The organism is Streptomyces sp. BHT-5-2 (assembly GCF_019774615.1).
Classification (GTDB): Bacteria; Actinomycetota; Actinomycetes; order Streptomycetales; family Streptomycetaceae; genus Streptomyces.
Genome location: NZ_CP081496.1, coordinates 5,802,126 through 5,826,289, shown reverse-complemented (window position 1 = coordinate 5,826,289; position 24,164 = coordinate 5,802,126). Strand labels below are relative to the sequence as shown.

The 24,164-nt window shown below is 72.6% G+C and carries 17 protein-coding genes; 12 read left to right on the top strand and 5 right to left on the bottom strand.

Features of this window, described 5'->3' with window-relative positions; genetic code table 11:
- The first annotated feature begins 24 nt into the window (after nt 1–24).
- The 3 genes from K2224_RS25785 (at nt 25) to K2224_RS25775 (ending at nt 7,154) form a co-directional block, all read left to right on the top strand.
- Nucleotides 25–756: a VIT1/CCC1 transporter family protein gene (locus tag K2224_RS25785; protein ID WP_221908884.1), complete on the top strand. Its 732-nt coding sequence runs from the start codon at nt 25–27 to the stop codon at nt 754–756.
- A gap of 325 nt (nt 757–1,081) precedes the next feature.
- The gene (gltB, locus tag K2224_RS25780; protein WP_221908883.1) at nt 1,082–5,701 is read left to right on the top strand and encodes a glutamate synthase large subunit; all 4,620 of its coding nucleotides are present in this window, start codon (nt 1,082–1,084) and stop codon (nt 5,699–5,701) included.
- Entirely contained in the window at nt 5,694–7,154 is a 1,461-nt protein-coding gene (locus tag K2224_RS25775; protein WP_221908882.1) for a glutamate synthase subunit beta, read from the top strand. The genes gltB and K2224_RS25775 overlap by 8 nt, the downstream gene beginning before the upstream one ends.
- A 341-nt stretch (nt 7,155–7,495) precedes the next feature.
- Here the strand turns inward: K2224_RS25775 and K2224_RS25770 are convergent, their stop codons facing one another.
- Both K2224_RS25770 and K2224_RS25765 read right to left on the bottom strand, forming a co-directional pair.
- On the bottom strand, nt 7,496–8,587 hold the full coding sequence (locus tag K2224_RS25770) for an IS630 family transposase (protein ID WP_221908881.1): 1,092 nt from the start codon (nt 8,585–8,587) through the stop codon (nt 7,496–7,498).
- Between the two features lie 33 nt (nt 8,588–8,620).
- Nucleotides 8,621–9,187 carry a hypothetical protein gene (locus tag K2224_RS25765; RefSeq protein WP_221908880.1) on the bottom strand — a complete coding sequence of 189 codons (567 nt, stop codon included), beginning with the start codon at nt 9,185–9,187 and terminating at the stop codon, nt 8,621–8,623.
- A gap of 67 nt (nt 9,188–9,254) precedes the next feature.
- Here K2224_RS25765 and K2224_RS25760 point away from each other — a divergent pair, with 67 nt between their 5' ends.
- Nucleotides 9,255–10,040 (top strand): helix-turn-helix transcriptional regulator, encoded by a 786-nt coding sequence (locus K2224_RS25760; RefSeq protein WP_221908879.1) that lies wholly within the window; start codon nt 9,255–9,257, stop codon nt 10,038–10,040.
- On the opposite strand, the gene K2224_RS25755 is transcribed toward K2224_RS25760, so the two are convergent.
- Nucleotides 10,018–10,596: a MarR family winged helix-turn-helix transcriptional regulator gene (locus K2224_RS25755; protein ID WP_221908878.1), complete on the bottom strand. Its 579-nt coding sequence runs from the start codon at nt 10,594–10,596 to the stop codon at nt 10,018–10,020. The two genes, K2224_RS25760 and K2224_RS25755, sit on opposite strands and share 23 nt — an antisense overlap.
- Before the next feature lie 103 nt (nt 10,597–10,699).
- Between K2224_RS25755 and K2224_RS25750 the strand changes: the two genes are divergently transcribed.
- Complete coding sequence (locus K2224_RS25750; protein ID WP_221908877.1) at nt 10,700–11,422, top strand: SDR family NAD(P)-dependent oxidoreductase; 723 nt, start codon at nt 10,700–10,702, stop codon at nt 11,420–11,422.
- Between the two features lie 103 nt (nt 11,423–11,525).
- Here the strand turns inward: K2224_RS25750 and K2224_RS25745 are convergent, their stop codons facing one another.
- Complete coding sequence (locus tag K2224_RS25745; RefSeq protein ID WP_221908876.1) at nt 11,526–12,026, bottom strand: hypothetical protein; 501 nt, start codon at nt 12,024–12,026, stop codon at nt 11,526–11,528.
- Between the two features lie 401 nt (nt 12,027–12,427).
- Here K2224_RS25745 and K2224_RS25740 point away from each other — a divergent pair, with 401 nt between their 5' ends.
- Nucleotides 12,428–13,117, top strand: coding sequence for an alpha/beta fold hydrolase (locus tag K2224_RS25740; protein WP_221908875.1), 690 nt, complete (start codon nt 12,428–12,430; stop codon nt 13,115–13,117).
- Between the two features lie 25 nt (nt 13,118–13,142).
- On the opposite strand, the gene K2224_RS25735 is transcribed toward K2224_RS25740, so the two are convergent.
- Nucleotides 13,143–14,048, bottom strand: coding sequence for a hypothetical protein (locus tag K2224_RS25735; RefSeq protein ID WP_221908874.1), 906 nt, complete (start codon nt 14,046–14,048; stop codon nt 13,143–13,145).
- Between the two features lie 266 nt (nt 14,049–14,314).
- Between K2224_RS25735 and K2224_RS25730 the strand changes: the two genes are divergently transcribed.
- The 6 genes from K2224_RS25730 (at nt 14,315) to pepN (ending at nt 23,995) form a co-directional block, all read left to right on the top strand.
- Nucleotides 14,315–15,118, top strand: a complete 804-nt coding sequence (locus tag K2224_RS25730; protein ID WP_221908873.1) for a trypsin-like serine protease — start codon at nt 14,315–14,317, stop codon at nt 15,116–15,118.
- Between the two features lie 112 nt (nt 15,119–15,230).
- On the top strand, nt 15,231–15,905 hold the full coding sequence (locus tag K2224_RS25725) for a response regulator transcription factor (protein WP_221908872.1): 675 nt from the start codon (nt 15,231–15,233) through the stop codon (nt 15,903–15,905).
- A 5-nt stretch (nt 15,906–15,910) separates the two neighbouring features.
- Nucleotides 15,911–17,059 carry a sensor histidine kinase gene (locus K2224_RS25720; RefSeq protein ID WP_221908871.1) on the top strand — a complete coding sequence of 383 codons (1,149 nt, stop codon included), beginning with the start codon at nt 15,911–15,913 and terminating at the stop codon, nt 17,057–17,059.
- A 120-nt stretch (nt 17,060–17,179) separates the two neighbouring features.
- Nucleotides 17,180–20,257, top strand: a complete 3,078-nt coding sequence (locus K2224_RS25715) for an endo-alpha-N-acetylgalactosaminidase family protein (protein WP_221908870.1) — start codon at nt 17,180–17,182, stop codon at nt 20,255–20,257.
- Nucleotides 20,258–20,469: 212 nt separating this feature from the next.
- Complete coding sequence (locus K2224_RS25710) at nt 20,470–21,345, top strand: AraC family transcriptional regulator (protein ID WP_221908869.1); 876 nt, start codon at nt 20,470–20,472, stop codon at nt 21,343–21,345.
- A gap of 76 nt (nt 21,346–21,421) precedes the next feature.
- Nucleotides 21,422–23,995 (top strand): aminopeptidase N, encoded by a 2,574-nt coding sequence (gene pepN, locus K2224_RS25705; RefSeq protein ID WP_221908868.1) that lies wholly within the window; start codon nt 21,422–21,424, stop codon nt 23,993–23,995.
- Nucleotides 23,996–24,164 lie beyond the last annotated feature (169 nt).

Below are 24,164 nucleotides of genomic sequence, written 5' to 3'. Positions count from 1 at the left end.
AGAGCAGGTCTGGATATGTCGGTCATGGAGATCATGGACGCCGCCGCGCCGACGCATGCGGCGCACCGCGACAACCACACCCACCGTGACGTGAACGGCGGCTGGTTGCGCCCCGCCGTCTTCGGTGCGATGGACGGCCTGGTGTCCAATCTCGCGCTGATGACGGGCGTGGCCGGTGGTGCGGTGTCGCAGCAGACGATCGTGATCACCGGCCTGGCGGGGCTGGCGGCCGGTGCGTTCTCGATGGCTGCGGGGGAGTACACCTCGGTGGCCTCGCAGCGTGAACTGGTGGTCGCGGAGCTGGACATCGAGCGGGCCGAGCTGCGCAAGCACCCCAAGGACGAACAGGAGGAGCTGGCGGCCCTCTACGAGTCCCGCGGGGTGGAGCCGGAGCTGGCCCGGAAGGTCGCCGAACAGCTCTCCCGCGACCCCGAGCAGGCGCTGGAGATCCACGCCCGCGAGGAATTGGGCATCGACCCGTCGGATCTTCCTTCTCCGACCGTTGCCGCCGTTTCTTCCTTCGGATCCTTTGCGTTGGGCGCGCTTCTGCCTCTCCTTCCTTATCTCTTGGGGGGCAGTGTGCTGTGGCCTGCGGTGCTGCTGGCGCTGCTCGGACTCTTCGGCTGCGGCGCGGTGGTGGCGCGGGTGACGGCCCGTTCGTGGTGGTTCAGCGGGCTGCGTCAGCTGGCGCTGGGCGGTGCCGCGGCGGCGGTCACGTACGGCCTCGGCGTGCTGTTCGGGACGGCGGTGGGTTGACGTCCCATTCGGGTGACCGCATGATGGCCGCGTTACCCAGCGGTTTCGGTTTGTTGACGACCGGGCATAAGGCCCTGGCGTCGCCGGGCAGTGTCGCTCGCCGAACGCCGCCGCAGAGGGCGGCTCCCAGTCCGAGAACGAAGCAGTCGTCCGCATCCCCGAAATTCCCCGAAATTCAGGCACACCGCCCGTGCGGCGTCCGGATGCTGGAAGGCATCTTTCGCTTTTCGAGAAGCGAGCCATCCTGTAACCTGCACGAAATTTCGCGGAGGGCCAACGTCGTCCCTCGGCAAAGCCTATTGCCACGACGACGTTGGGAGAGCCGATGCGCCACGCGTCCACGCACTCCGCGACCACCAGCAGCGCCGCCGCCGCTTGGTCGCCCCTGGACGGCCGCCCCGTCCAGCAGGGTATGTACGACCCGCGCAACGAGCACGACGCCTGCGGCGTCGGCTTCGTGGCCACCCTCACCGGCGAGGCCAGCCACGCCCTGGTCGAGCAGGCCCTGACCGTGCTGACCAATCTGGAGCACCGCGGTGCCACCGGCTCCGAGCCCGACTCGGGCGACGGCGCGGGCATCCTGCTCCAGATCCCGGACGCGTTCCTCCGCGCGGAGGCCACCTTCGAGCTCCCCGCGGCCGGCTCCTACGCCGTCGGCATCGCCTTCCTGCCCTCGGACGCCCACGAAGCGGCCGCGGCCGTCTCACGGATCGAGACGCTCGCCGACGAGGAGGGCCTCGCCGTCCTCGGCTGGCGGGTCGTCCCGGTCGCCCCGCAGCTGCTGGGCAACGGCGCCCGCGCCACCATGCCGGCCTTCTCCCAGCTCTTCGTCGCGGACCGGCGCAGCCCCGCCGACGGCGGGGACACCGGCCTGGCACTGGACCGCAAGGCGTTCGCGCTGCGCAAGCGCGCCGAGCGGGAGGCCGGGGTCTACTTCCCCTCGCTGTCCGCCCGCACCATCGTCTACAAGGGCATGCTGACCACCGGCCAGCTGGAGCCCTTCTTCCCGGACCTCTCCGACCGCCGCTTCGCCACCGCCATCGCCCTGGTCCACTCGCGGTTCTCCACCAACACCTTCCCGAGCTGGCCGCTGGCCCACCCGTACCGCTTCGTCGCGCACAACGGCGAGATCAACACGGTCCAGGGCAACCGCAACTGGATGCGGGCCCGCGAGTCCCAGCTGGCCTCGAAGCTCTTCGGCAACGAGGACCTGGAGCGGCTGTTCCCGGTCTGCACCCCGGACGCCTCCGACTCCGCCTCCTTCGACGAGGTCCTGGAGCTGCTCCATCTCGGCGGGCGCTCGCTGCCGCACGCGGTGCTGATGATGGTCCCCGAGGCGTGGGAGAACGCCACCGCCATGGACCCGGCCCGGCGGGCCTTCTACCAGTACCACTCCACGATGATGGAGCCCTGGGACGGCCCGGCCTGCGTCACCTTCACCGACGGCACCCAGGTCGGCGCGGTGCTGGACCGCAACGGTCTGCGCCCGGGCCGCTACTGGGTCACCGACGACGGCCTGGTCGTGCTCTCCTCCGAGGTCGGCGTCCTGGACATCGACCCGGCCAAGGTCGTCCGCAAGGGCCGCCTGCAGCCCGGCCGGATGTTCCTCGTCGACACCGCCGAGCACCGCATCATCGAGGACGACGAGATCAAGGCCCGGCTCGCCGCCGAGCAGCCCTACCAGGAGTGGCTGGACGCCGGTCTGATCGACCTGGCCGACCTGCCCGAGCGCGAGCACATCGTGCACACCCACGCCTCGGTCACCCGCCGGCAGCAGACCTTCGGCTACACCGAGGAGGAGCTGCGGGTCATCCTCGCCCCGATGGCCAAGGCCGGCGCCGAGCCGATCGGCTCGATGGGCACCGACTCGCCGATCGCCGCGCTCTCCGAGCGCCCCCGGCTGCTCTTCGACTACTTCACCCAGCTCTTCGCGCAGGTCACCAACCCGCCGCTGGACGCCATCCGGGAGGAGCTGGTCACCTCCCTGATCTCCTCCCTCGGCCCTCAGGGCAACCTCCTCACGCCCACCGCGGCCTCCTGTCGCAGCGTGACCCTGCCGTTCCCGGTGATCGACAACGACGAGCTGGCCAAGCTCGTCCACATCAACGCCGACGGCGACATGCCCGGCATGAAGTCCGTGACCCTCTCCGGTCTCTACCGCGTCTCCGGCGGCGGCGAGACGCTGGCCGCCCGGATCGAGGAGATCTGCGCCGAGGCCGACGCCGCCATCGCCGACGGCGCCCGGCTGATCGTGCTCTCCGACCGCCACTCGGACGCCGAGCACGCGCCGATCCCGTCGCTGCTGCTGACCGCCGCGGTCCACCACCACCTCATCGGCACCAAGACCCGCACCCAGGTCGGGCTGCTGGTCGAGGCCGGCGACGTCCGCGAGGTGCACCACGTCGCGCTGCTGATCGGCTACGGCGCCGCCGCGGTCAACCCCTACCTGGCGATGGAGTCCGTCGAGGACCTCGTCCGGGCCGGCACCTTCCTGCCGGGCGTGGAGTCCGAGACGGCCATCCGGAACCTCATCAAGGCGCTCGGCAAGGGCGTCCTGAAGGTCATGTCCAAGATGGGCATCTCCACCGTCGCCTCCTACCGTGGTGCGCAGGTCTTCGAGGCCGTCGGCCTGGACGAGGAGTTCGTCGCCAAGTACTTCCAGGGCACCACCACCAAGATCGGCGGCGCCGGTCTGGACGTCGTCGCCCGTGAGGTCGCGGCCCGGCACGCCAAGGCGTACCCGGCCTCCGGCATCACCGCCACCCACCGCGCCCTGGAGATCGGCGGCGAGTACCAGTGGCGCCGCGAGGGCGAGCCGCACCTCTTCGACCCGGAGACCGTCTTCCGGCTCCAGCACTCCACCCGCTCGCGCCGCTACGACATCTTCAAGCAGTACACGGAGCGGGTGAACGAGCAGTCGGAGCGGCTGATGACGCTGCGCGGCCTGTTCTCCTTCGCCTCCGGTCGCCCGTCGATCCCGCTGGACGAGGTCGAGCCGGCCTCCGAGATCGTCAAGCGGTTCTCCACCGGCGCGATGTCCTACGGCTCGATCTCCCGCGAGGCCCACGAGACCCTCGCCATCGCCATGAACCAGCTCGGCGGCAAGTCCAACACCGGCGAGGGCGGCGAGGACCCGGACCGGCTCTACGACCCGGCGCGCCGTTCGTCGATCAAGCAGGTCGCCTCCGGCCGCTTCGGCGTGACCTCCGAGTACCTCGTCAACGCCGACGACATCCAGATCAAGATGGCCCAGGGCGCCAAGCCCGGCGAGGGCGGCCAGCTGCCCGGCCACAAGGTCTACCCGTGGGTCGCCAAGACGCGTCACTCGACGCCCGGCGTCGGCCTGATCTCCCCGCCGCCGCACCACGACATCTACTCCATCGAGGACCTCGCCCAGCTCATCCACGACCTGAAGAACGCCAACCCGGCGGCCCGCATCCACGTGAAGCTGGTCTCCGAGGTCGGCGTCGGCACGGTCGCCGCGGGCGTCTCCAAGGCCCACGCGGACGTCGTCCTGATCTCCGGTCACGACGGTGGTACGGGTGCCTCGCCGCTCACCTCGCTGAAGCACGCCGGCGGCCCCTGGGAGCTGGGCCTGGCCGAGACCCAGCAGACCCTGCTGCTCAACGGCCTGCGCGACCGCATCGTGGTGCAGACCGACGGCCAGCTCAAGACCGGCCGCGACGTGGTCATCGCCGCGCTGCTGGGCGCCGAGGAGTTCGGTTTCGCGACCGCGCCGCTGGTCGTCTCCGGCTGCGTCATGATGCGCGTCTGCCACCTGGACACCTGCCCGGTCGGCATCGCCACCCAGAATCCGGTGCTGCGCGAGCGGTTCAGCGGCAAGGCCGAGTTCGTCGTCAACTTCTTCCAGTTCATCGCCGAGGAGGTCCGCGAGCTCCTCGCCGAGCTGGGCTTCCGCACCCTGGACGAGGCGGTCGGCCACGCCGAGGTCCTCGACGTGGCCCGGGCGGTGGACCACTGGAAGGCCCAGGGCCTGGACCTCGCCCCGCTGCTGCACGTCCCCGAACTGGCCGAGGGCGCGGTCCGCCACCAGATCACCACCCAGGACCACGGCCTGGAGAAGGCGCTGGACAACGAGCTGATCAGGCTCGCCACCGACGCGCTGGCCGCGGACACCGCCGAGGCCGCCCAGCCGGTCCGCGCCCAGGTCGCGATCCGCAACATCAACCGCACCGTCGGCACCATGCTCGGCCACGAGGTCACCAAGAAGTTCGGCGGCGCGGGCCTGCCCGACGACACCATCGACCTCACCTTCACCGGCTCCGCCGGCCAGTCGTTCGGCGCGTTCCTGCCCCGCGGCATCACCCTCCGCCTGGAGGGCGACGCCAACGACTACGTCGGCAAGGGCCTCTCCGGCGGCCGGATCGTCGTCCGCCCGGACCGCGGCGCGGACCACCTCGCCGAGTACTCCACCATCGCCGGCAACACCCTCGCCTACGGCGCCACCGGCGGCGAGCTGTTCCTGCGCGGCCGGGTCGGCGAGCGGTTCTGCGTCCGCAACTCCGGTGCCACGGTGGTCTCCGAGGGCGTCGGCGACCACGGCTGCGAGTACATGACCGGCGGCAACGCCGTCGTCCTGGGCGCGACCGGACGCAACTTCGCGGCCGGCATGTCCGGCGGCTTCGCCTACGTCGTCGACCTCGACCCGGCCAACGTCAACGCGGAACTGGCCGCCGCGGTCCGCCCGTTGGACGAGAACGACAAGCAGTGGCTGCACGACGTGGTGCGTCGCCACCAGGAGGAGACCGGCTCCACCGTGGCCGAGAAGCTCCTCGCCGACTGGGATGCCGCGGCCGCGCGCTTCAGCAAGGTCGTCCCGCCCACGTACCAGGCTGTGCTCGCCGCAAAGGAAGCCGCCGAGCAGGCCGGGCTCTCCGAGTCCGAGACCCACGAGAAGATGATGGAGGCGGCGACCAATGGCTGACCCCAAGGGCTTCCTGAACCACGAGCGCGAGCACGCCAAGACCCGCCCCGTCCAGGAGCGCGTCAAGGACTGGAACGAGGTCTACCAGCCCGGCTCCCTGCTGCCGATCATCACCAAGCAGGCGTCGCGCTGCATGGACTGCGGCATCCCGTTCTGCCACAACGGCTGTCCGCTCGGAAACCTCATCCCCGAGTGGAACGACTACGCCTACCGCGAGGACTGGACCGCGGCCAGCGAGCGGCTGCACGCCACCAACAACTTCCCGGAGTTCACCGGCCGGTTGTGCCCCGCGCCCTGCGAGGCGGCCTGCGTGCTGGGCATCAACCAGCAGCCGGTCACCATCAAGAACGTCGAGGTCTCCATCATCGACAAGGCGTGGGACAGCGGCGACGTCACCCCGCAGCCGCCCGAGCGGCTCTCCGGCAAGACCGTCGCCGTCATCGGCTCCGGCCCGGCCGGCCTGGCCGCCGCCCAGCAGCTGACCCGCGCCGGCCACACCGTCGCGGTGTACGAGCGCGCGGACCGCATCGGCGGCCTGCTGCGCTACGGCATCCCCGAGTTCAAGATGGAGAAGCGGCACATCAACCGCCGCATCGAGCAGATGCGCGCGGAGGGCACCAAGTTCCGCACGGAGGTGGAGATCGGCCGCGACATCGACGCGGCCAAGCTCCGCAAGCGCTACGACGCGGTGGTCATCGCCGCCGGCGCCACCACCTCCCGCGACCTGCCGGTGCCCGGCCGCGAGCTGAACGGCGTGCACTTCGCGATGGAGTACCTGCCGCTGGCCAACAAGGTGCAGGAGGGCGACCTGACGGTCTCCCCGATCACCGCCGAGGGCAAGCACGTGGTCGTCATCGGCGGCGGCGACACCGGCGCGGACTGCGTCGGCACCGCGCACCGCCAGGGCGCGGCCTCCGTCACCCAGCTGGAGATCATGCCCCGCCCCGGTGAGGAGCGGAACGCGAACCAGCCCTGGCCGACCTTCCCCATGCTCTACAAGGTCACCTCCGCGCACGAGGAGGGCGGCGAGCGGGTCTACTCCGTCTCCACCACCCACTTCGAGGGCGACGAGGACGGCAACGTCCAGTGGCTGCACCTGATCGAGGTGGAGTTCAAGGACGGCAAGCTGGAGCAGAAGCCCGGCACCGAGCGGAAGATCCCCGCCCAGCTGGTCACCCTCGCGATGGGCTTCACCGGCACCGACCAGCAGAACGGCCTGGTCGAGCAGTTCGGGCTGGAGCTCGACGCCCGCGGCAACGTCGCCCGCGACGCGGACTTCGCCACCAACGTCCCCGGTGTGTTCGTCGCCGGTGACGCCGGCCGGGGCCAGTCGCTGATCGTCTGGGCCATCGCCGAGGGCCGCTCCGCCGCCCGCGGTGTGGACCGCCACCTCACGGGAGCCAGCGCCCTGCCGGCCCCGATCAAGCCGACGGACCGCGCACTGACCGTGTGACGCACCGTCATCCGATGTCCCGTACAGCGTCGTACGGAGGCACGAGGACCGGGTGAGACCCCGGCTCTCGTACGGCGGCGCCTGTCCCCTCCCCCGACCGGAGGGCAGGCGCCGCGCTGTCTTTCCCGGCGGGTCCGCCGCCGGGCTTAGGGCGCTTCTGACGGATCTCCGCGGCGTCGCGACGCCTGGCACGCACTCCCCCACGCCTTGAGGGCGCGGCGGGACCCCCATGCGGCGTTGCCGAGATGTCTCCATGGCTCCGCCATGAAGCCATCCCGGCGCCGTGCGAGAGCACGCACCAGACGCCGCTCCTTCCTCCACGGAGATCCGTCAGAAGCGCCCTAGTGACCTGAGTCAGAGATTCGGTGGCAGTAGGCGGCGACTTTGTCGAGGATCTCGTCGGCTGTCTTCGTCCAGACGAACGGTCTGGGGTGCTCGTTCCAGTCGGCGAGCCAGGTTCGGATGTCGCGTTCGAGGGCTTGGACTGAGCGGTGGACGCCGCGCTTGAGCTTTTTCTGGGTCAGCTCGGCGAACCACCGCTCGACCAGGTTCAGCCAGGACGCGCTGGTCGGCGTGAAGTGCAGGTGGAACCGTGGGTGGGCAAGCAGCCACCGCTTGATGTCGGACGTCTTGTGGGTCGCGTAGTTGTCCAGGATCAGATGAACCTGCAGACCGGCCGGGACTTCCTTGTCCAGCTTCGCGAGGAATTTCTTGAACTCCGCTGCCCGGTGACGGCGGTGGAGGGAGCCGATGACCTTTCCGGTGGCGACCTCGAGAGCGGCGAAGAGGGTCGTGGTGCCGGCCCGGACGTAGTCGTGGCTGCGGCGTTCGGGAACGCCGGGCACCATCGGCAGGACCGGCTGGGACCGGTCCAGTGCCTGGATCTGCGACTTCTCGTCCACGCAGAGCACCAAGGCCTTCTCCGGCGGATCGAGATACAGACCGACGACATCGCGGACTTTGTCGATAAACAGCGGGTCGGTGGACAGCTTGAACGTCTGGGACCGGTGAGGGGCCAGGGCGAACGCCCGCCAGATCCGCGAGACCGTCGACTGCGACATTCCCGTAGCGGCGGCCATCGACCTCGTCGACCAGTGAGTCGCGTTCTTCGGGGTTTCCTCAAGCGTCTTGACGATGACCCGCTCGACGTCAGCATCGGTGATCTTCCGGGGGACACCGGGCCGCGGGTCGTCGCACAAACCGTCCAGCCCCCGCTCGATGAAGCGGCGCCGCCAGGTGCGGACCGTGTCCGGAGCGATCCGCAGCCGGCGGGACACCTCCATGATCGAGTGGCCCTCGGCGCACTCGAGCACGATCCGCGACCGCTGAGCCAGAGCCTGAGCCGTCGTACGCCGACGTAACCAGCCCTCCAGCACCGCCCGCTGGGCATCAGTGACCGACAACGGCGGAATCTTCGGACCCGGACGACTCATGCCCGACTAACGACGAATCTCTGACTCAGGTCACTAGCCGTCCCGCTGGGTGGGGAACCGCCGGCCCAACTGCCGGGCCAGTTCCCGGGCGGGCGCCGGGACGGGCTCCGGCGGGGGAGTGACCGGCGGCCGGAAGTCGTGCACCGGGGCACGCCAGGCGGACACGTCGATGCTGCCGTCGCCCAGCGGCAGCACCCAGCGCGGGTCCGCGTGCACCCGCAGCACCTGCGCCTCGATCTGGGTCCAGGCGCCGTCCGTCATCGTCCGCTCGCCGACCCGGCGCGCCTCCAACTGCACCGGGCAGTGCGCCAGTCGGGGCGGCCGGACCAGCTCGGACGGCTCCGTCCACGGCTCCTCCGGCTCGGTGCCGCAGTCCGCCCCTTCCTGCACCGCGTCCTCTTGGGGCGGCAGGTTGAAGACAACGTCGGGGCGTACCGCGAGATTCTGCGCGGTGCGCCCCCGGGAGGGCAGCCAGACGCTCACCACCGGCCCGAGGTCCCACCGGATCCGCAGCGCCACCAGCACGAACGTCCCGTCGTCGTTCTCCGTGGACAGCAGCGCCGGCACCACCGAACTGCTCTTCTCCAGCGCGGATTTCATGTTCCCGAGGATAGAAGCAGGACGATTCGGTGCTCACCGAAGTGTTATATGCGATTACGCTCTGCACATGATTCGATGGGACGCCGATCATGAAAACACCGCGGAAACCCCCGATCTGGCCGCCCTCGCGGCGCTGCTCGCGGACCGTACCCGCGCCGCCATCTGCATCGCCCTGCTCGACGGCGGCACCTGGACCGCCGGCGAACTGGCCGAGTACGCCGGGGTGGCGCCGTCCACCGCGACCGAGCACCTCAACCTCCTGGTCGCCGGCGGCCTGCTGGCCGAGGAGCGGCAGGGCCGGCGGCGCTACGTCAGGCTGGCCGGACCCGACACCGCCGAGACCCTGGAGAACCTCGCCGGCCTCGCCCCCTACCGCCAGGTGCGGATCCGCTCGCTGGCCGAGGCCAACCACCGCCGGGCCCTGCACCACGCCCGCACCTGCTACGACCACATCGCCGGGGCCCTCGGGGTGGCCCTCGCCGAGGCGATGACCGAACGCGGGCTGCTGGTGCGGGAGTACGGGCTGGAACTGACCGCCGCCGGCGCCGAGTGGCTGGTCGACCTCGGCATCCCGCACGCCGGCCACTCGCCGGCCCACCGCGCGCACGTGCGCACCTGCCTGGACTGGACCTCGCGCCGCCAGCACCTCTCCGGCGCGGTCGGCGCGGCCCTGTACCGGCACGCGCTGGAGCACCGCTGGATCATCAAGGCGCCCGCGAGTCGCATCCTCGCCGTCACCGAGGCCGGCCGGGCGGCCTTCCGCGGCCGGCTGGGGCTGCCCGACGAGGTGCTGACGCCCACGCCGCCGCCGCCGCGCGACCGGCCGGAGATCAGCCCTCGCCGACCTGGGTGATCCGGTCGTCGCCCAGGCGGCGTTGGACGTCCTGGAGGAGGATCCGCAGCAGCCCGGCCAGCTGCTCCTGCTCCTTCGGGCCGAGTACCTGGAGCAACTCCGCCTCACGGCCGAGGACTTGGTCCACCGTCGACTCCACCAGGTCGTGGCCCGCCGGGGTCAGCTCGACCAGGACGCTGCGCGGGCGTCCCTCGCCGGGCCGGCGGGTGACCAGGCCCTCGCGTTCGGCGCGGGCCACCCGCTGGGAGACCGCCCCGGCGGTGACCATCGAACGCCGGCCCAGCTCCCGGGTGCTCAGGGTGTACGGGGTGCCGCTGCGGCGCAGCACGCTCAGCAGGTCGAGGGTGGCGATGTCCACCCCGGCGCGGCCGAGCACCCGGCGGCGGTCGTCGCCCAGCAGCTTCGCCAGCCGCCAGAGGGGCGTGACGATCCCGATGGAGGAGACCGGTGTACCGGGGCGCTCGCGCTGCCAGGCGGCGGCGATCTCGTCCACCGGGTAGGGGGGCGGGCCGGCCGTCGTCCCGCCGTCGTCCCGCGCCTGGAAGTCGCTTGCCATCGGGCCTCCTGGAGGTGTTATGTTCAGGTCTAAATTTAGCACTGAACGACGGTCGCTCCGCGCGCCAGGAGTTTAGACCTGAAAATCAGGAGGGGTTCCGCACATGGCACGCAGCATCCTCATCACCGGCGGCGGCACCGGCATCGGCCGAGCCCTCACCGAACACTTCGCGAACCACGGCGACCGCGTCGTCATCACCGGCCGGCGCCCCGGCCCCCTCAAGGAGGCCGCGGCCGCGCTCCCCGGGACCACCGGCCTGGTCTGCGACCACACCGACCCCGACGCGCTCCTCCGGCTCGCCGCGGAACTGCCCGAGCGCCTGGACGTCCTGGTCAACAACGCCGGCGGGCAGACCGACTTCGACGCCGACGGCGCCACCGACCTGGCCTCCTACGCCCGGGACTTCCGCGCCAACCTCGACGCCAACCTGCTCGGCGCCGTGCTGACCACCCGCGCCGTGGACGACCGGCTGGCGGCCGGCGGCGCGGTGATCCACCTCGGCTCCATCGCCGCCGACCAGGGCTCCGGCTCCTACGGGGCGGCCAAGGCCGCACTGGCCTCCTGGAACATCGACCTGGCCCGGAACCTCGGCCCCCGCGGGATCACCGCCAACGTGGTCTCGCCCGGCTACATCACCGACACCGAGTTCTTCCGCGACAAGCTCGCCGACGAGCGCCGGGAGCGGCTGATCGCCGCCACCGCCACCGGCCGGGCCGGCACCCTGGACGACATCGCCGGTGCGGTGGCCTTCCTGGCCTCGCCGGGGGCCCGGCACATCACCGGCCAGGTGCTGAACGTCAACGGCGGCGCGCACACCACCCGTTGACGCCCGGGGCGGTGTGCCGGCCCGCTCGTCAGGTGGCGTCGCCCGCCACCGGCCGGGCCGGGAAGCCGCCGGTCGCGATCGGACCCCCGCGCCGTAGCCGGTGTCAGCCCTTCAGCAGCCGTTTGCCGGTGGCGGCGTCCACCACCTCGCGGCCCGCCAGCGGACTGCTCAGCCGCACCTTCGTCCGGTGCGTGGCCAGCTGCTCGGTGCAGACCCCCTTCGGGTTCTTCCGCTTTCCCCAACCGGACACCACCACCAGCTCCTTGGACTCCATGACCCGGGCGCCGTAGCCGACGTCGCAGGCGCTGTGGCCGACGGTCACCGTCAGCTCCCGGACGTCCTTGCTCGCGGGGCGGTCGGCGCCGGCCAGCGGCAGCAGCGCCTCGTGCCGGCCGGCGACGGGGGAGACCTTCGGCCAGTCATGGACGATCTGCGCGGCCCGCTGGGTGAAGGCGTCGCCGGTGCGGTGCGGCGGCGAACTGTGCACGGTCTGCGTGGCCCGGCCGCAGCCGGAGAGCGCGACGGCACCGGCCGCGGCGAGCGAGACGGCCCAGACGGTCGCACGGGCGTGCGGGCGGGTGCGGTGGACGGTGTTGTGCTGCATGGCGTGCCTCCTCGGTCGGTCGCGGATGGGACGTACCGCCGACGCGGCGGGTTCCAGGACGGGTGGGAGCCGGGGTCGGACCGGCTCGTGATCGACCAGGGCTATGCCTCGTACGGACCAATGCGCCGGGGAGGAAGGCCGGTTGAGGCTTCGGGGTAACGAGCGGATCCGTCCGGGCCGCGAGCGGGAGCAGGTGCCGGCCCGTAGCGGAAACGCCCGCGGAGGGCGCGTGAGCCCCCGCCGGCCGGGGCGCTGTCCGAGGGAACGGGGGCCCGCCGGGGCCCGCGCCTCAAGGGTGGTGCGAATCCCGCCCTTCGGGGCTGGGAGGATGCAGACGTTTGGCGTCCTCCCGGCGCGCGGCGCACCGGCGCGGGCGGGAGGCAAGCGGAAGTGAGGCACGCATGCAGCTGCACACCCACGAGTGGGGCGCCGGCGACCGGATCGCGGTGCTGATCCACGGGATCATGTCCGACCACCGCACCTGGCACCGGGTCGGCCCGGCCCTCGCCGCGCGGGGCTACCGCGTCATCGCCGTCGATCTGCGCGGCCACGGCCGCAGCCCGCGCGGCGAGTACGGCCCCGAACTCTTCGCCGACGACCTGGTGGACACCCTGCCGGCCGGTGTCGAGGTGGCCCTGGGGCACTCGCTGGGCGGGCTGGCGCTGTCGCTGGCCGTCGAGCGGCTGCGGCCGCGGCGCGCGGTCTACAGCGATCCGGCGTGGTCGACGGGGCCGCGGGACGTCGACCCGGCGGTGTTCCTGACGTTCAAGAAGGCCGACCCGGGCGTGGTGCGGTACTTCAACCCGCGCTGGGACGACACCGACGTCGAGATCGAGCTGGCCACCCTCGCGGACTGGGACACCGGGACGGCGCTGGCGCTGTCCGACGGCCGGCTGCGGGACCGGACGCCACAGCGGCCGGTGGTGCCGTCGCTGGTGCAGATCGCGGGGGAGGGGTTCCTCTTCACCGAGGAGACGGGGAAGGAGCTCGCCGGCCGGGGCTTCGAGGTCCGTACGGTGCACGGCGCCGGGCACACCATCCACCGGGACGATCCGGAGGGGTTCCTGGCCGGGTTGGAGGGCTGGGTCTGACCGAGGGTCCTTGAGTGACGTGCCGTCAGGTCTCGCAGTCCAGCAGGGTCCTGCACAGGCCGCAGCGGGCCTGGAGGCGGCCGCGCACCGGGACGCGGATCCGCTGCCAGCAGGTCGGGCAGGGGAAGGACACCCGCAGGGGCGCGTCGCCGGCGGCGGGTTCGAAGGCGTAGCCGGGGCCGGCGGGCGCGGGTGCGGAGCCGTGCCGGCCCTGGGCCGCGCGGCGGTCCTTGGCGTAGCGGAGCCGGGCGGCCCAGCCGGCGGCGGCGAGCGGCGGCCGCCGGGCGTCCTGGCGGGCCCGCGCCCGGCCGGCGGTGTACGCGTCGTACGCCTGGGGGCTGGTGAACCACGGCGCGGGGTCCTCGGCGAAGAAGGCGGCGCGCTTGGCCAGGACGTAGCCGAACTCCTCGGGTGTCAGATAGCCCAGCTTCTGGGAGAACGAGCCGTGCTCGCGGTAGGCGTCCAGCAGCAGCCAGCCCGCGCCGAGATAGGCGGCGGCGGTGTCGGTGAGGATCTCGTTGTCGCGGGTGCCGGGGAAGGACAGGTCCAGCCGGTGCAGCCAGACATGGGTCACCTCGTGGGCGAGGGCGGCGCCGATGTCCTTGCGGTGGCGCCGGAAGCGGTCGTTGAGTTCGACGAAGTACTCGGGCCCGGCGGTCAGTTCGACCGTCGCGGCGTGCTCCATCTCGCGGAAGGTGATCACGATCCGGGCGTCCGGCAGATGGAGTTGGCGGACCATGGCGCGGGCGACCCGTTGGGCGCCCAGATGGAGGTCCTCGTCGTCGTCGAAGGCGACGTCGACCGGCAGCACGCTGGTGGGAAAGGCGCTCACGGTGTCGTGGGACAGGCGCCGGAAGAGCGCCGTGAGGGCGGCGCGGACCGTGTCGAGATGGGGGAAGCCGTGCGCGATCGCGCTGCCGCCGGTGGTCATCCGCACACTGTACGGCCGGCGCGCGGGAAGTGGCGCATGGGCGTACGGGGCGTACGGGGTACGGGAGTTGGCCGGATGTTGACCCTTGTCACTCTTAACCCGCAGTCCACATAATCGCAGGGCGCTTTACGGGTTCATTGCCCAGATGCCCGGAGGCTTTGCGGTGTGCTGCCCTCGCTCACAGGAACTTTGCGGGCGGCATGCCCGGCTCTGGGATTGGCATGAGCCTGACATGACGCGCTCGACCCCCCACGAAAGGAAGCCCGTTGCGCAGCTCCCTGAAGCACCTCAAGAGATGCACCGCCGCCGGCGCCGTCGCCCTGGCCGCCCTCAGCCTCCAGCCGGCCGCCGCGCACGCCGCCCCCGCCCCCGGCGATCCCGTGCACCCCCACGTCGTCGGCGGCACCCGCGCCGACCAGGGTGAATTCCCCTTCATGGTCCGGCTGTCGATGGGCTGCGGCGGCGCCCTCTACGCCAAGGACATCGTGCTCACCGCCGCCCACTGCGTCGACGGCAGCGGGCCCGACACCTCCATCACCGCCACCGCCGGCGCCGTCGACCTGGAGGACGCGGCCGCCGTCAAGGTCAACTCCACCCAGGTCCTGCAGGCCCCCGGCTACAACGGCAAGGGCAAGGACTGGGCCCTGATCAAGCTCGCCAAGCCCATCGACCAGCCCACCCTGAAGATCGCCGAGAACGACACCTTCAACCAGGGCGACTTCACCATCGCCGGCTGGGGCGCCGACAAGGAAGGCGGCGACCAGCAGCGCTACCTCCTCAAGGCCACCGTCCCGTTCGTCGACGACGCCACCTGCCAGAAGGCGTACGGCGACTCCCTCACGCCCGGCGACGAGATATGCGCCGGCAAGCTCGACACCGGCGGCACCGACACCTGCCAGGGCGACTCCGGCGGCCCGATGTTCCGCAAGGACGACGGCGGCCAGTGGCTCCAGGTCGGCATCGTCTCCTGGGGCGAGGGCTGCGCCCGGCCCGGCAAGCCCGGCGTCTACACCGAGGTGAGCACCTTCGCGGCCGACATCAAGAAGGCCGCCGGCCAACTCGGCGGCTGACCCGGCCCGCAGCCGCGACGGCCGGGGCCCGGGGGTGTGCCCGGGCCCCGGCCCGTTCCGCCATCCGCCGCCGCGGCTTGCACGGCCCGCCCGCCGCGGTTCCGATGGAGCCATGCCGATCAGCGTGGTCATCGCCGACGACCAGGAGATGGTCCGGACGGGCTTCCGGATGATCCTGGAGAGCCAGCCCGACATCGAGGTCCTCGACGACGTCACCGACGGCGCCGCCGCCCTGGACGCCGTCGAACGGCTCCAGCCCGACGTGCTGCTGCTCGACATCCGGATGCCGGAAGTGGACGGCCTGGAGGTCACCCGCCGGCTCGCCGAGCGCGCCGCCGACCACCCCGAGTTCCACGACCGCCCCCGGATCGTCATCGTCACCACCTTCGACCGCGACGAGTACGTGCAGGCCGCCCTGCACGGCGGCGCCTACGGCTTCCTCCTCAAGGACGCCAGCCCCGCCCTGCTCGTCGAGGGGGTGCGCGCCGCGGCCGCCGGTGACGCCCTCGTCTCACCCGCCATCACGCTGCGGCTGCTGCGCACCATGGGCCCCGGCACCGGCCGCGCCCCCGCCAAGGCGCCCTTGGAACCGCTCACCGACCGCGAGGAGCAGGTCGTCCGCGCCCTGGCCACCGGCCGCACCAACGCCGAGATCGCCGACGAACTCTTCGTCTCGCTCTCCACCGTCAAGACCCACCTCGCCAACGTCCAGGCCAAACTCGCCGCCCGCAACCGCGTCGAGATCGCCGCCTGGGCCTGGGAATCCGGGCTGGCCACCGGCGAATGAGCCCGATGACCGGGTGGGCCCGCGCCCACCCCCACAAGGCCGCCGCCGCCAAGGCCGGCCTCGCCGCGGTCCTGCTCTTCCTCGTCGCCGTCGAGACCGTCGTCCTCGCCCGGCAGCCCACCCGGCCGCACGCCGTCGTCGTGGCCGCCGCCGTCGTGGTCTGCCTGTGCGCCGTCCCCTACCGCCGGCTCCCGCTCACCACCCGCGCCCGGATCGCCGTCGCGGTCTCCCTCACCGCCTCCGTCGTCCTGATCCCCGGCCGGCACGTCCTGCGCGTCTGGGGCCTGGGCGAGGGCATCGCCCTGCTCGTCCTGCTCACCGCCGTGGTGCGCGGCGCCCCCGGCCGCACCGCCGCCGTCCTCGGCCCCCTGCTCGGCCTGGCCTGCGTCCTGGCCCCCATGCGGGACATCCGGCTGGGCGTCTTCACCGTCCTCTACGGCGTCCTGACCGTCGTCGTCACCGCCTACTCGCTGATCCTGCGCTGGCAGGACGCCCAGCGGCTGCGCGACCTGGCCGCGGTCCGCGACGCCGAACGCCTGGAACTGGCCAGGGAACTGCACGACGTCATCGCCCACCACGTCACCGGCATCGTCGTCCAGGCCCGCGCCGCCCGCTTCACCGAACTCGACGGGCCGCGGGCCGGCGCGGCCTTCACCCGCATCGAGACCTCCGGCGGCGAGGCGCTCGCCGCCATGCGCCGCCTGGTGCGGGTGCTGCGCGAGGGCGAGGCCCGCACCACGCCGGTCGCCGGGCTCGCCGAGGTCCGCGCCCTCGCCGACGCGTTCGCCCGCACCGGCCCGCCGGTCACCCTCGACCTCGAACCCGGTCTGGACCGCACCCTGCCCCCCGAGGCATCCGCCGCCGTCCACCGCATCGTCCGCGAGGCCCTCACCAACGTCGGCAAGCACGCCGCCGACGCCACCGCCGTCCGGATCACCCTGCACACCGTCCCGCGCGGCGTCGAACTCCGCATCGCCAACGACGGCGGCGACCCCGCCCGCCTCTCCGAACAGGCCCGGGGCGGAGGCTTCGGCCTGGCCGGCCTCGCCGAACGCGCCGAGGCCCTCGGCGGCACCCTCACCGCCGGCCCCGCCCCCGAAGGCGGCTGGCAGGTCACCGCCGTCCTCCCCGTCACCGGCCCGGACGGCGACTGACCCGCGGCACCGCCGCCGCACATCCGTCCAACACCTCCCGCCCCGAGTCCATGGCCCCGCGCCCCACCCGCCCCGCACGCTGTCCGCCGACAGGCCGCACCGCCACCGAGGAGGACGCGCGTGACCGCACAGCCAGGGCCCAGCCGCAGACAGCTCGTCGCCACCACCGCGCTCGCCGGCGTCGCCACCGCCCTCCCGCCCGGCACTCGCACCGCCACCGCCGCACCCCGCACCGGGCCGGTGCGGCTGCGCTCCACCGCGCTGGACGTCCGCGTCGACCCCGCCTTCCCCCGCGTCCTCGACTACACCGACCGCACCACCGGCGCCGTCCTGCACGCCCAGCCCGACCCGGTGGCCACCCTCCTGATCGACGGCGTCCCCCACACCCCGGCGGTCACCGCGAAGTTCGCCGCCGACCGGGCCGACTACCGGCTCGAACTGGCCGCCGGCAGCACCATCGACGTGACGATCACCGTGGACGCGCACCGCGTCGACTGGCGCGTCACACGGATCGCCGACACCTCGGGACTGCGCGTCGGCACCCTGCAGATCCCCGGTCTCGCCCTGCTGTCCGTCCGCAGCGACCAGCCCGGCGCCGCACTGCTCGCCGCCACCGTCCAGCTCGACAAGGCCAGCAGCGGCGACACCCTCGTCACACCGCGGACCGACAGCCCCGCCGCCCGACCCACCGGCTGCGCCTACGCCGTCGTCGCCCACGACACGCTCGGCGGCGCCGTCGAGACCAACACCGTCTACGACAGACCGGACCCCGCCGCCGGCACCACCTGGGAGAACGGCCGCCTCTGGCACGAGACCGTGCGCGGCGACGGCCACACCGCCGCCCGCCTCGCCCCCGGCCAGTGGACCCACCGCGCCGCCACCTCCCCCCTCGACGCCACCGAACCCCTCCCGTACGCCACCGTGATCATCACCGGCGACCGCAACGGCGACGGCAAGGTCGACTGGCAGGACGCCGCGATCGCCTTCCGCGACATCGCCGTCACCCCGCGCGGCACCGACGAGCAGCATCTGCGCGTCGTCCCGCACATCCCCTTCAACTTCGCCTCGCAGGCCACCAATCCGTTCCTCGCCACCCTCGACGACGTCAAACGGATCGCACTGGCCACCGACGGGCTGCGCCAGTTCACCCTCCTCAAGGGCTACCAGTCCGAGGGCCACGACTCCGCGCACCCCGACTACGCGGGCAACTACAACGAACGCGCCGGCGGCCTCGCCGACCTCAACACACTCGTCAGCAAGGGAAAGTCGTGGCACAGCGACTTCGCCGTCCACGTCAACGCCACCGAGTCCTACCCCGTCGCCCACGCCTTCTCCGAGAAACTCGTCGACAGGACGAACAAGCAGTGGGACTGGCTCGACCAGAGCTACCGCATCGACCAGCGCCGCGACCTCGTCTCCGGCGACATCATCAAGCGCTTCGCCGACCTGCGCCGGGACACCGACCCCGCCCTCGACACCCTCTACATCGACGTCTTCCGCGAGTCCGGCTGGACCTCCGACCGCCTCCAGCGCACCTTCCGCGAACAGGGCTGGAACGTGACGAGCGAATGGGGCCACGGCTTCGAGCGCTCGTCGCTGTGGTCGCACTGGGCGACCGAGACCGACTACGGCCCGGACACCTCGCGCGGCATCAACTCCCGGCTGATCCGCTTCATCCGCAACCACCAGAAGGACGTTTTCGCCGACAAGTGGCCCACCCTCCTCGGCGTCCCCCGCATGGGCAACTTCGAGGGCTGGACCGGCAAGACCGACTGGACCGCCTTCTACCGCCTCATCTGGACGGACTCGCTGCCCGCCAAGTACCTCCAGGCGCAGCCCGTCAAGACCTGGGGCGAGCACGAGATCACGTTCTTCGGGGACCCGGCGACCTCGGTCAGCGACGCGTCCGGCAGCCGGCGCATCACCACCGACGGCCGCCTCGTCTACGACGCGGGCAGCTACCTCCTGCCGTGGGAACCGCGCCGCGCCGCCGACCCCGACCGCCTCTACCACTACAACCCCAAGGGCGGCAGCACCAGTTGGTCCCTGCCGCGCGGCTGGGCCGGTCGCAGCCGGATCGCCCTGTACCGCCTCACCGACCAGGGCCGCGTCTTCGTCTCCCACGTTCCTGTGGGCGGCGGCAAGGTGACGCTCCACGCCGAGGCCGACCAGCCGTACGTTCTCCACCGCGACCGCAGCGATCTCGACCGCGACCCGAAGTGGGGCGAGGGCACCCCGCTGTACGACCCCGGCTTCAACTCTGGCTCCCTGAAGGGAGCTTGGAAGGTGTCCGGGCCCGCATCCGTGGAGCGCAGCGACCTCGGCGACTACGAACTCGTCATCGCGGGCGGGGCCGCCGCCACCGTCTCCCAGCGCCTGTCCCGCCTCGCACCCGGCGGCTACGCGGCGTCCGTGCAGGTCGAGGTCGGCGCCACGGCGGGGGAGCGGCGCCGGGCATCCCTGGAGATACGCACCGGCGACGGCGTCACCGCCGCCAACTGGACGGACACCTCCACCGCCGTCAACCACGTCGCCGCCGACCGCAAGCACGGCACCCGCTTCCAGCGCATGTTCACGTACTTCACGGTGCCCGAGGGCGGCGGGCCCGTCACGCTCGCTCTGCGGGCGGCGGCCGGCCCGGCCCGCGTCCGCTTCGACAACATCCGGGTCGTCCCGGCCGGCCGGCCCGCCCTGCCCCGAGGCACCCTCGCCGCCGAGGACTTCGAGCACGTCCCGCAGGGCTGGGGCCCGTTCGTCAAGGGCGACGCCGGCGGCTCCACCGACCCCCGCACCCATATCGCCCGACGCCACGCCCCGTACACCCGGCGCGGCTGGAACGGCAAGGCGATCGACGACGTCGTCGACGGCGGCCAGTCCCTCAAGTCCCGGGGCGAGAACACCGGCCTCGTCCACCGCACCGTCCCGCACACCGTCCGCTTCGTCCCCGGCCGCCGCTATCGCGTCGCCTTCCGCTACGAGAACGAGAAGGCCGGGCAGTACGCCTGGATCACCGCCGTCGACGCGCCCGCCACCCGCGAACTCCTCCGGCAGCCGCTCCCGGTCGCCACCCAACCCGCCGTCCACGCCTACGAGTTCACCGCGCCCCGGCACGGCGACGCCTGGGTCGGCCTGCGCAAGACCGGCGACGACGGCACCGCGGAGTTCGTCCTCGACGCCTTCCGGGTGACCGAGATCTGAAGGCGGGCCCGCGGGCCAGGTGTCGGGGCCGTCGGCCCCCGGCACCCGGCCCGCGGCGTCCCGACCGCCCCGCCGCCCCCGTGCCCCCTCCCGAACGCCCCCATCCCGCCCTCTGGCGGCCCGCCGGTCCATGGACGAAGATCGGAAGCGATCGGACGGTTCGTCGACCCGACGGTGCCAGGGAGCGACACGGCGACGGGAGGCCCGCCGGCATGTACCACACCTGGATGCGCTACTTCACCCCCAGCCCCCTCCACCACCGCCTCGGCCTGGTCTGCCTCGGCGTCGGCCTCCAGCACGGCACCCTGCCGCCCGTCGGCCCCCGCACCCTCGACCACCACGTCGCCGTCGTCGTCCACGCCGGCCGCGGCTGGTGCACCACCCCCGACGGCCACCGCCGCACCGTCACCGCCCCCGCCCTGCTCTGGCTGCTCCCCGGCGTCCCCCACCACTACGGCGCCGACCCCGACACCGGCTGGGACGAGAGCTTCGTCGACTTCACCGGCCCCGCCACCGACACCTACACCGAGCTCGGCTGCATCGACCCGCACCAGACCCTCGTCCCCCTCGCCGACACCGGACCGGCCCGCGCCGCCATCGGCCGCATCGCCCGCGCCGCCCGCCGCGACAACCCCCTCCTGGACGTCGAGACCGCCGCCGCCGTCCACGAACTCCTCGTCGCCCTCCGCCGCGCCCGCGCCGACACCGCCCCCGACGGCCGGCCCGTCCTCGCCGCCCTCGCCCGCGACGCCTTCCTCCCCCTCTCCGTCGCCGAACACGCCGCCCGGCACGGCATGACCCCCGCCGAACTCCGCACCGCCGTCCGCCGCGGCGCCGGCTGCAGCCCCAAGGACTACCTCCTCGGCATCCGCCTCGGCCGCGCCAAGGAACTCCTCGTCGCCACCGAACTCCCCGTCGCCGCCGTCGCCCGCCGCGTCGGCTACGACGACCCCGCCTACTTCAGCCGCCTCTTCACCCGCCGCGTCGGCCTCGCCCCCGCCCGCTTCCGCGACCGCCAGACCCGCACCGTCCCCGGCGGCTGGTCCACCCGGATACCCGACCCCGCGGACCCGCCCAGAGTGGAGTGACCCCCGAAAACCCCTCCGCCCGGTTCCCGCGAAACCCCCCGTACCCCCGCCACCCCGCCGTGGCAAGCTGCACCACATGCCCGTACTGCAGCGTCCCGAAGCCGAAGCCCGCGCCCGCCGGATCCACGTCGACCGCTACGAGATCGCCCTCGACCTCACCCACGGCGACGAGGAGTTCACCTCCCGCACCGTCATCCACTTCACCGCCGTCGAACCCGGCGACACCTTCGTCGAGATCCGGCCCGTCACACTCCACACCGCGACCCTCGACGGCCGCCCCCTCGACCCCGCCGCCCTCGACGACAACCGCCTGCCCCTGACCGGCCTGACCGCCGGCCCCCACGAGCTCCGCCTCGACGCCACCATGCGCTACTCCCGCACCGGCGAGGGCATGCACCGCTTCACCGACCCCGCCGACGGCGAGAGCTACGTCTACACCCAGCTCTTCATGGACGACATCCAGCGGGTCTTCGGCGCCTTCGACCAACCCGACCTCAAGGCCGCCTTCGACCTGACCGTCACCGCCCCGCCCACCTGGACCGTCCTCGCCAACGGCCGCACCGGACAACTCCCCGACGGCACCTGGAAAGCCGCCACCACCCCCCGCATCAGCACCTACCTCGTCGCCGTCGCCGCCGGCCCCTGGCACTCCGTCCGCACCGAACACGCCGGCCTGCCCTTCGGCATCCACTGCCGCCGCAGCCTCGCCCCCCACCTCGACACCGACGCCGAGGAAATCCTCGACATCACCCGCCGCTGCTACGACCGCTACCACCAGATCTTCGAAGAGCCCTACCCCTTCGACTCCTACGACCAGGCGTTCGTCCCCGAATTCAACGCCGGCGCCATGGAGAACCCCGGCCTGGTCACGTTCCGCGACGACTTCGTCTTCCGCTCCGCCGTCACCGACACCGAACGCCAGACCCGCGGCGTGGTCATCGCCCACGAAATGGCCCACATGTGGTTCGGCGACCTCGTCACCCTCCGGTGGTGGGACGACATCTGGCTCAACGAGTCCTTCGCCGAATACATGGGCTACCAGGTCCTCTCCGAAGCCGGCCGCGGGGGGTCTGGGGGGACTCCCCCCAGAAAGTGGGGCACCGACACCTGGACCGACTTCGCCGTCGCCCGCAAGGGCTGGGGCTACGACGCCGACCAGCGCCCCTCCACCCACCCCGTCGCCCCCGCCCCCCACGACGTCCCCGACACCGCCTCCGCCCTCCTCAACTTCGACGGCATCTCCTACGCCAAGGGCGCCTCCGCCCTGCGCCAACTCGTCGCGTGGATGGGCGAGAAGGACTTCCTCGCCGGCATCAACGACCACTTCGCCCGCCACCGCTTCGGCAACGCCACCCTCGCCGACTTCCTCGACTCCCTCGCCCGCGCCACCGACCGCGACGTCCACACCTGGGCCGAACGCTGGCTGCGCACCACCGGTGTCGACACCCTCACCCCCGCCGTCACCGAGGAACCCGGCACCTGGCACCTCGACATCACCCACACCGGCAACCGCCCGCACCGCATCGCCGTCGGCACCTACGACGCCGACCCCCACCACCCCGACCGGCTCACCCCGCGCGACCGCTTCGACGTCGACATCCCCGCCGACGGCGACCCCACCCGCCACACCTTCCCCCGGGCCGCCCCCGCCCTCGTCCTCCTCAACGACGGCGACCTCGCCTACGCCAAGGTCCGCTTCGACCCCGCCTCCTGGCGGACCGCCGCCCGCAGCCTCTCCTCGCTGCCCGACCCGCTCACCCGCGCCGTCGTCTGGAACGCCGCCCGCGACCTCGTCCGCGACGGCCAACTCCCGCCCACCGCCTACCTCGACGCCGCCCGCGACCACCTCCCGCACGAGACCGACCTCGCCATCGTCCAGGGCGTCCTCGCCTTCGCCCGCACCCAGATCGCCGACCGCTACCTCACCCCCGCCGACCGCCACACCGCCCTGACCACCCTCACCGCCCTCGGCCGCGACCTCCTGCGCCGCACCGAAGGCCCCGGCCACGGCCCCGCCGCCGGCCTCCGCCTGACCGCCGTCCGCACCCTCATCGACAGCGCCACCACCCCCGAAGGCATCCAGGGCTGGCTCGACGACGGCAGCGTCCCCGGCGGCCCCGCCCTCGACCACGAACTGCGCTGGCGCATCCTCGGCCGACTCGCCACTCTCGGCGCCGCACCCACCGACGCACTCCACGCCGCCATCGACGCCGAACTCGCCCGCGACCAGAGCGCCACCGGCCGCGAAGGCGCCGCCCGCTGCCGCGCCGCCCTCCCCGACCCGGCCGCCAAACAGGCCGCCTGGGAAGCCCTGTTCACCACCGACGAGGACACCGCCCCCTCCAACTACCTCTTCACCGCCACCGCCAACGGCTTCTGGGCCCCCGAACAGCAGGACCTGCTCCGCCCCTACGTCACCCGCTACTTCACCGACGTCCCCGCCCTCGCCGCCCACCGCGGCCCCGCCCTCGCCCGGGCCGCCGGACGCAACGCCTTCCCCACCCCCTTCATCGAGGACACCACCCTCCGCCTCGGCGAGACCTGCCTGGCCGAGAGCGACCCGACACCGGCCCTGCGGCGCACCCTCGTCGACCAACTCGACGACCTGCGCAGGGCGTTGCACGTCCGCACCGCCGACGCCGCGCGGTAGCACGCCGGCGGCGCGGGGCGCGGGTGCCATCGGGCGGAAGCCGCCGGTGGCACCCGCGTCGCTTCCGCGCCACCCCGGCACCCGCTCCTCGACGGTGCGCAAGACCGCAGGCAACCGAACATCTGCGGGACACCCATCCCACGAAAGGGTGATACCGGCGCAACAGGTG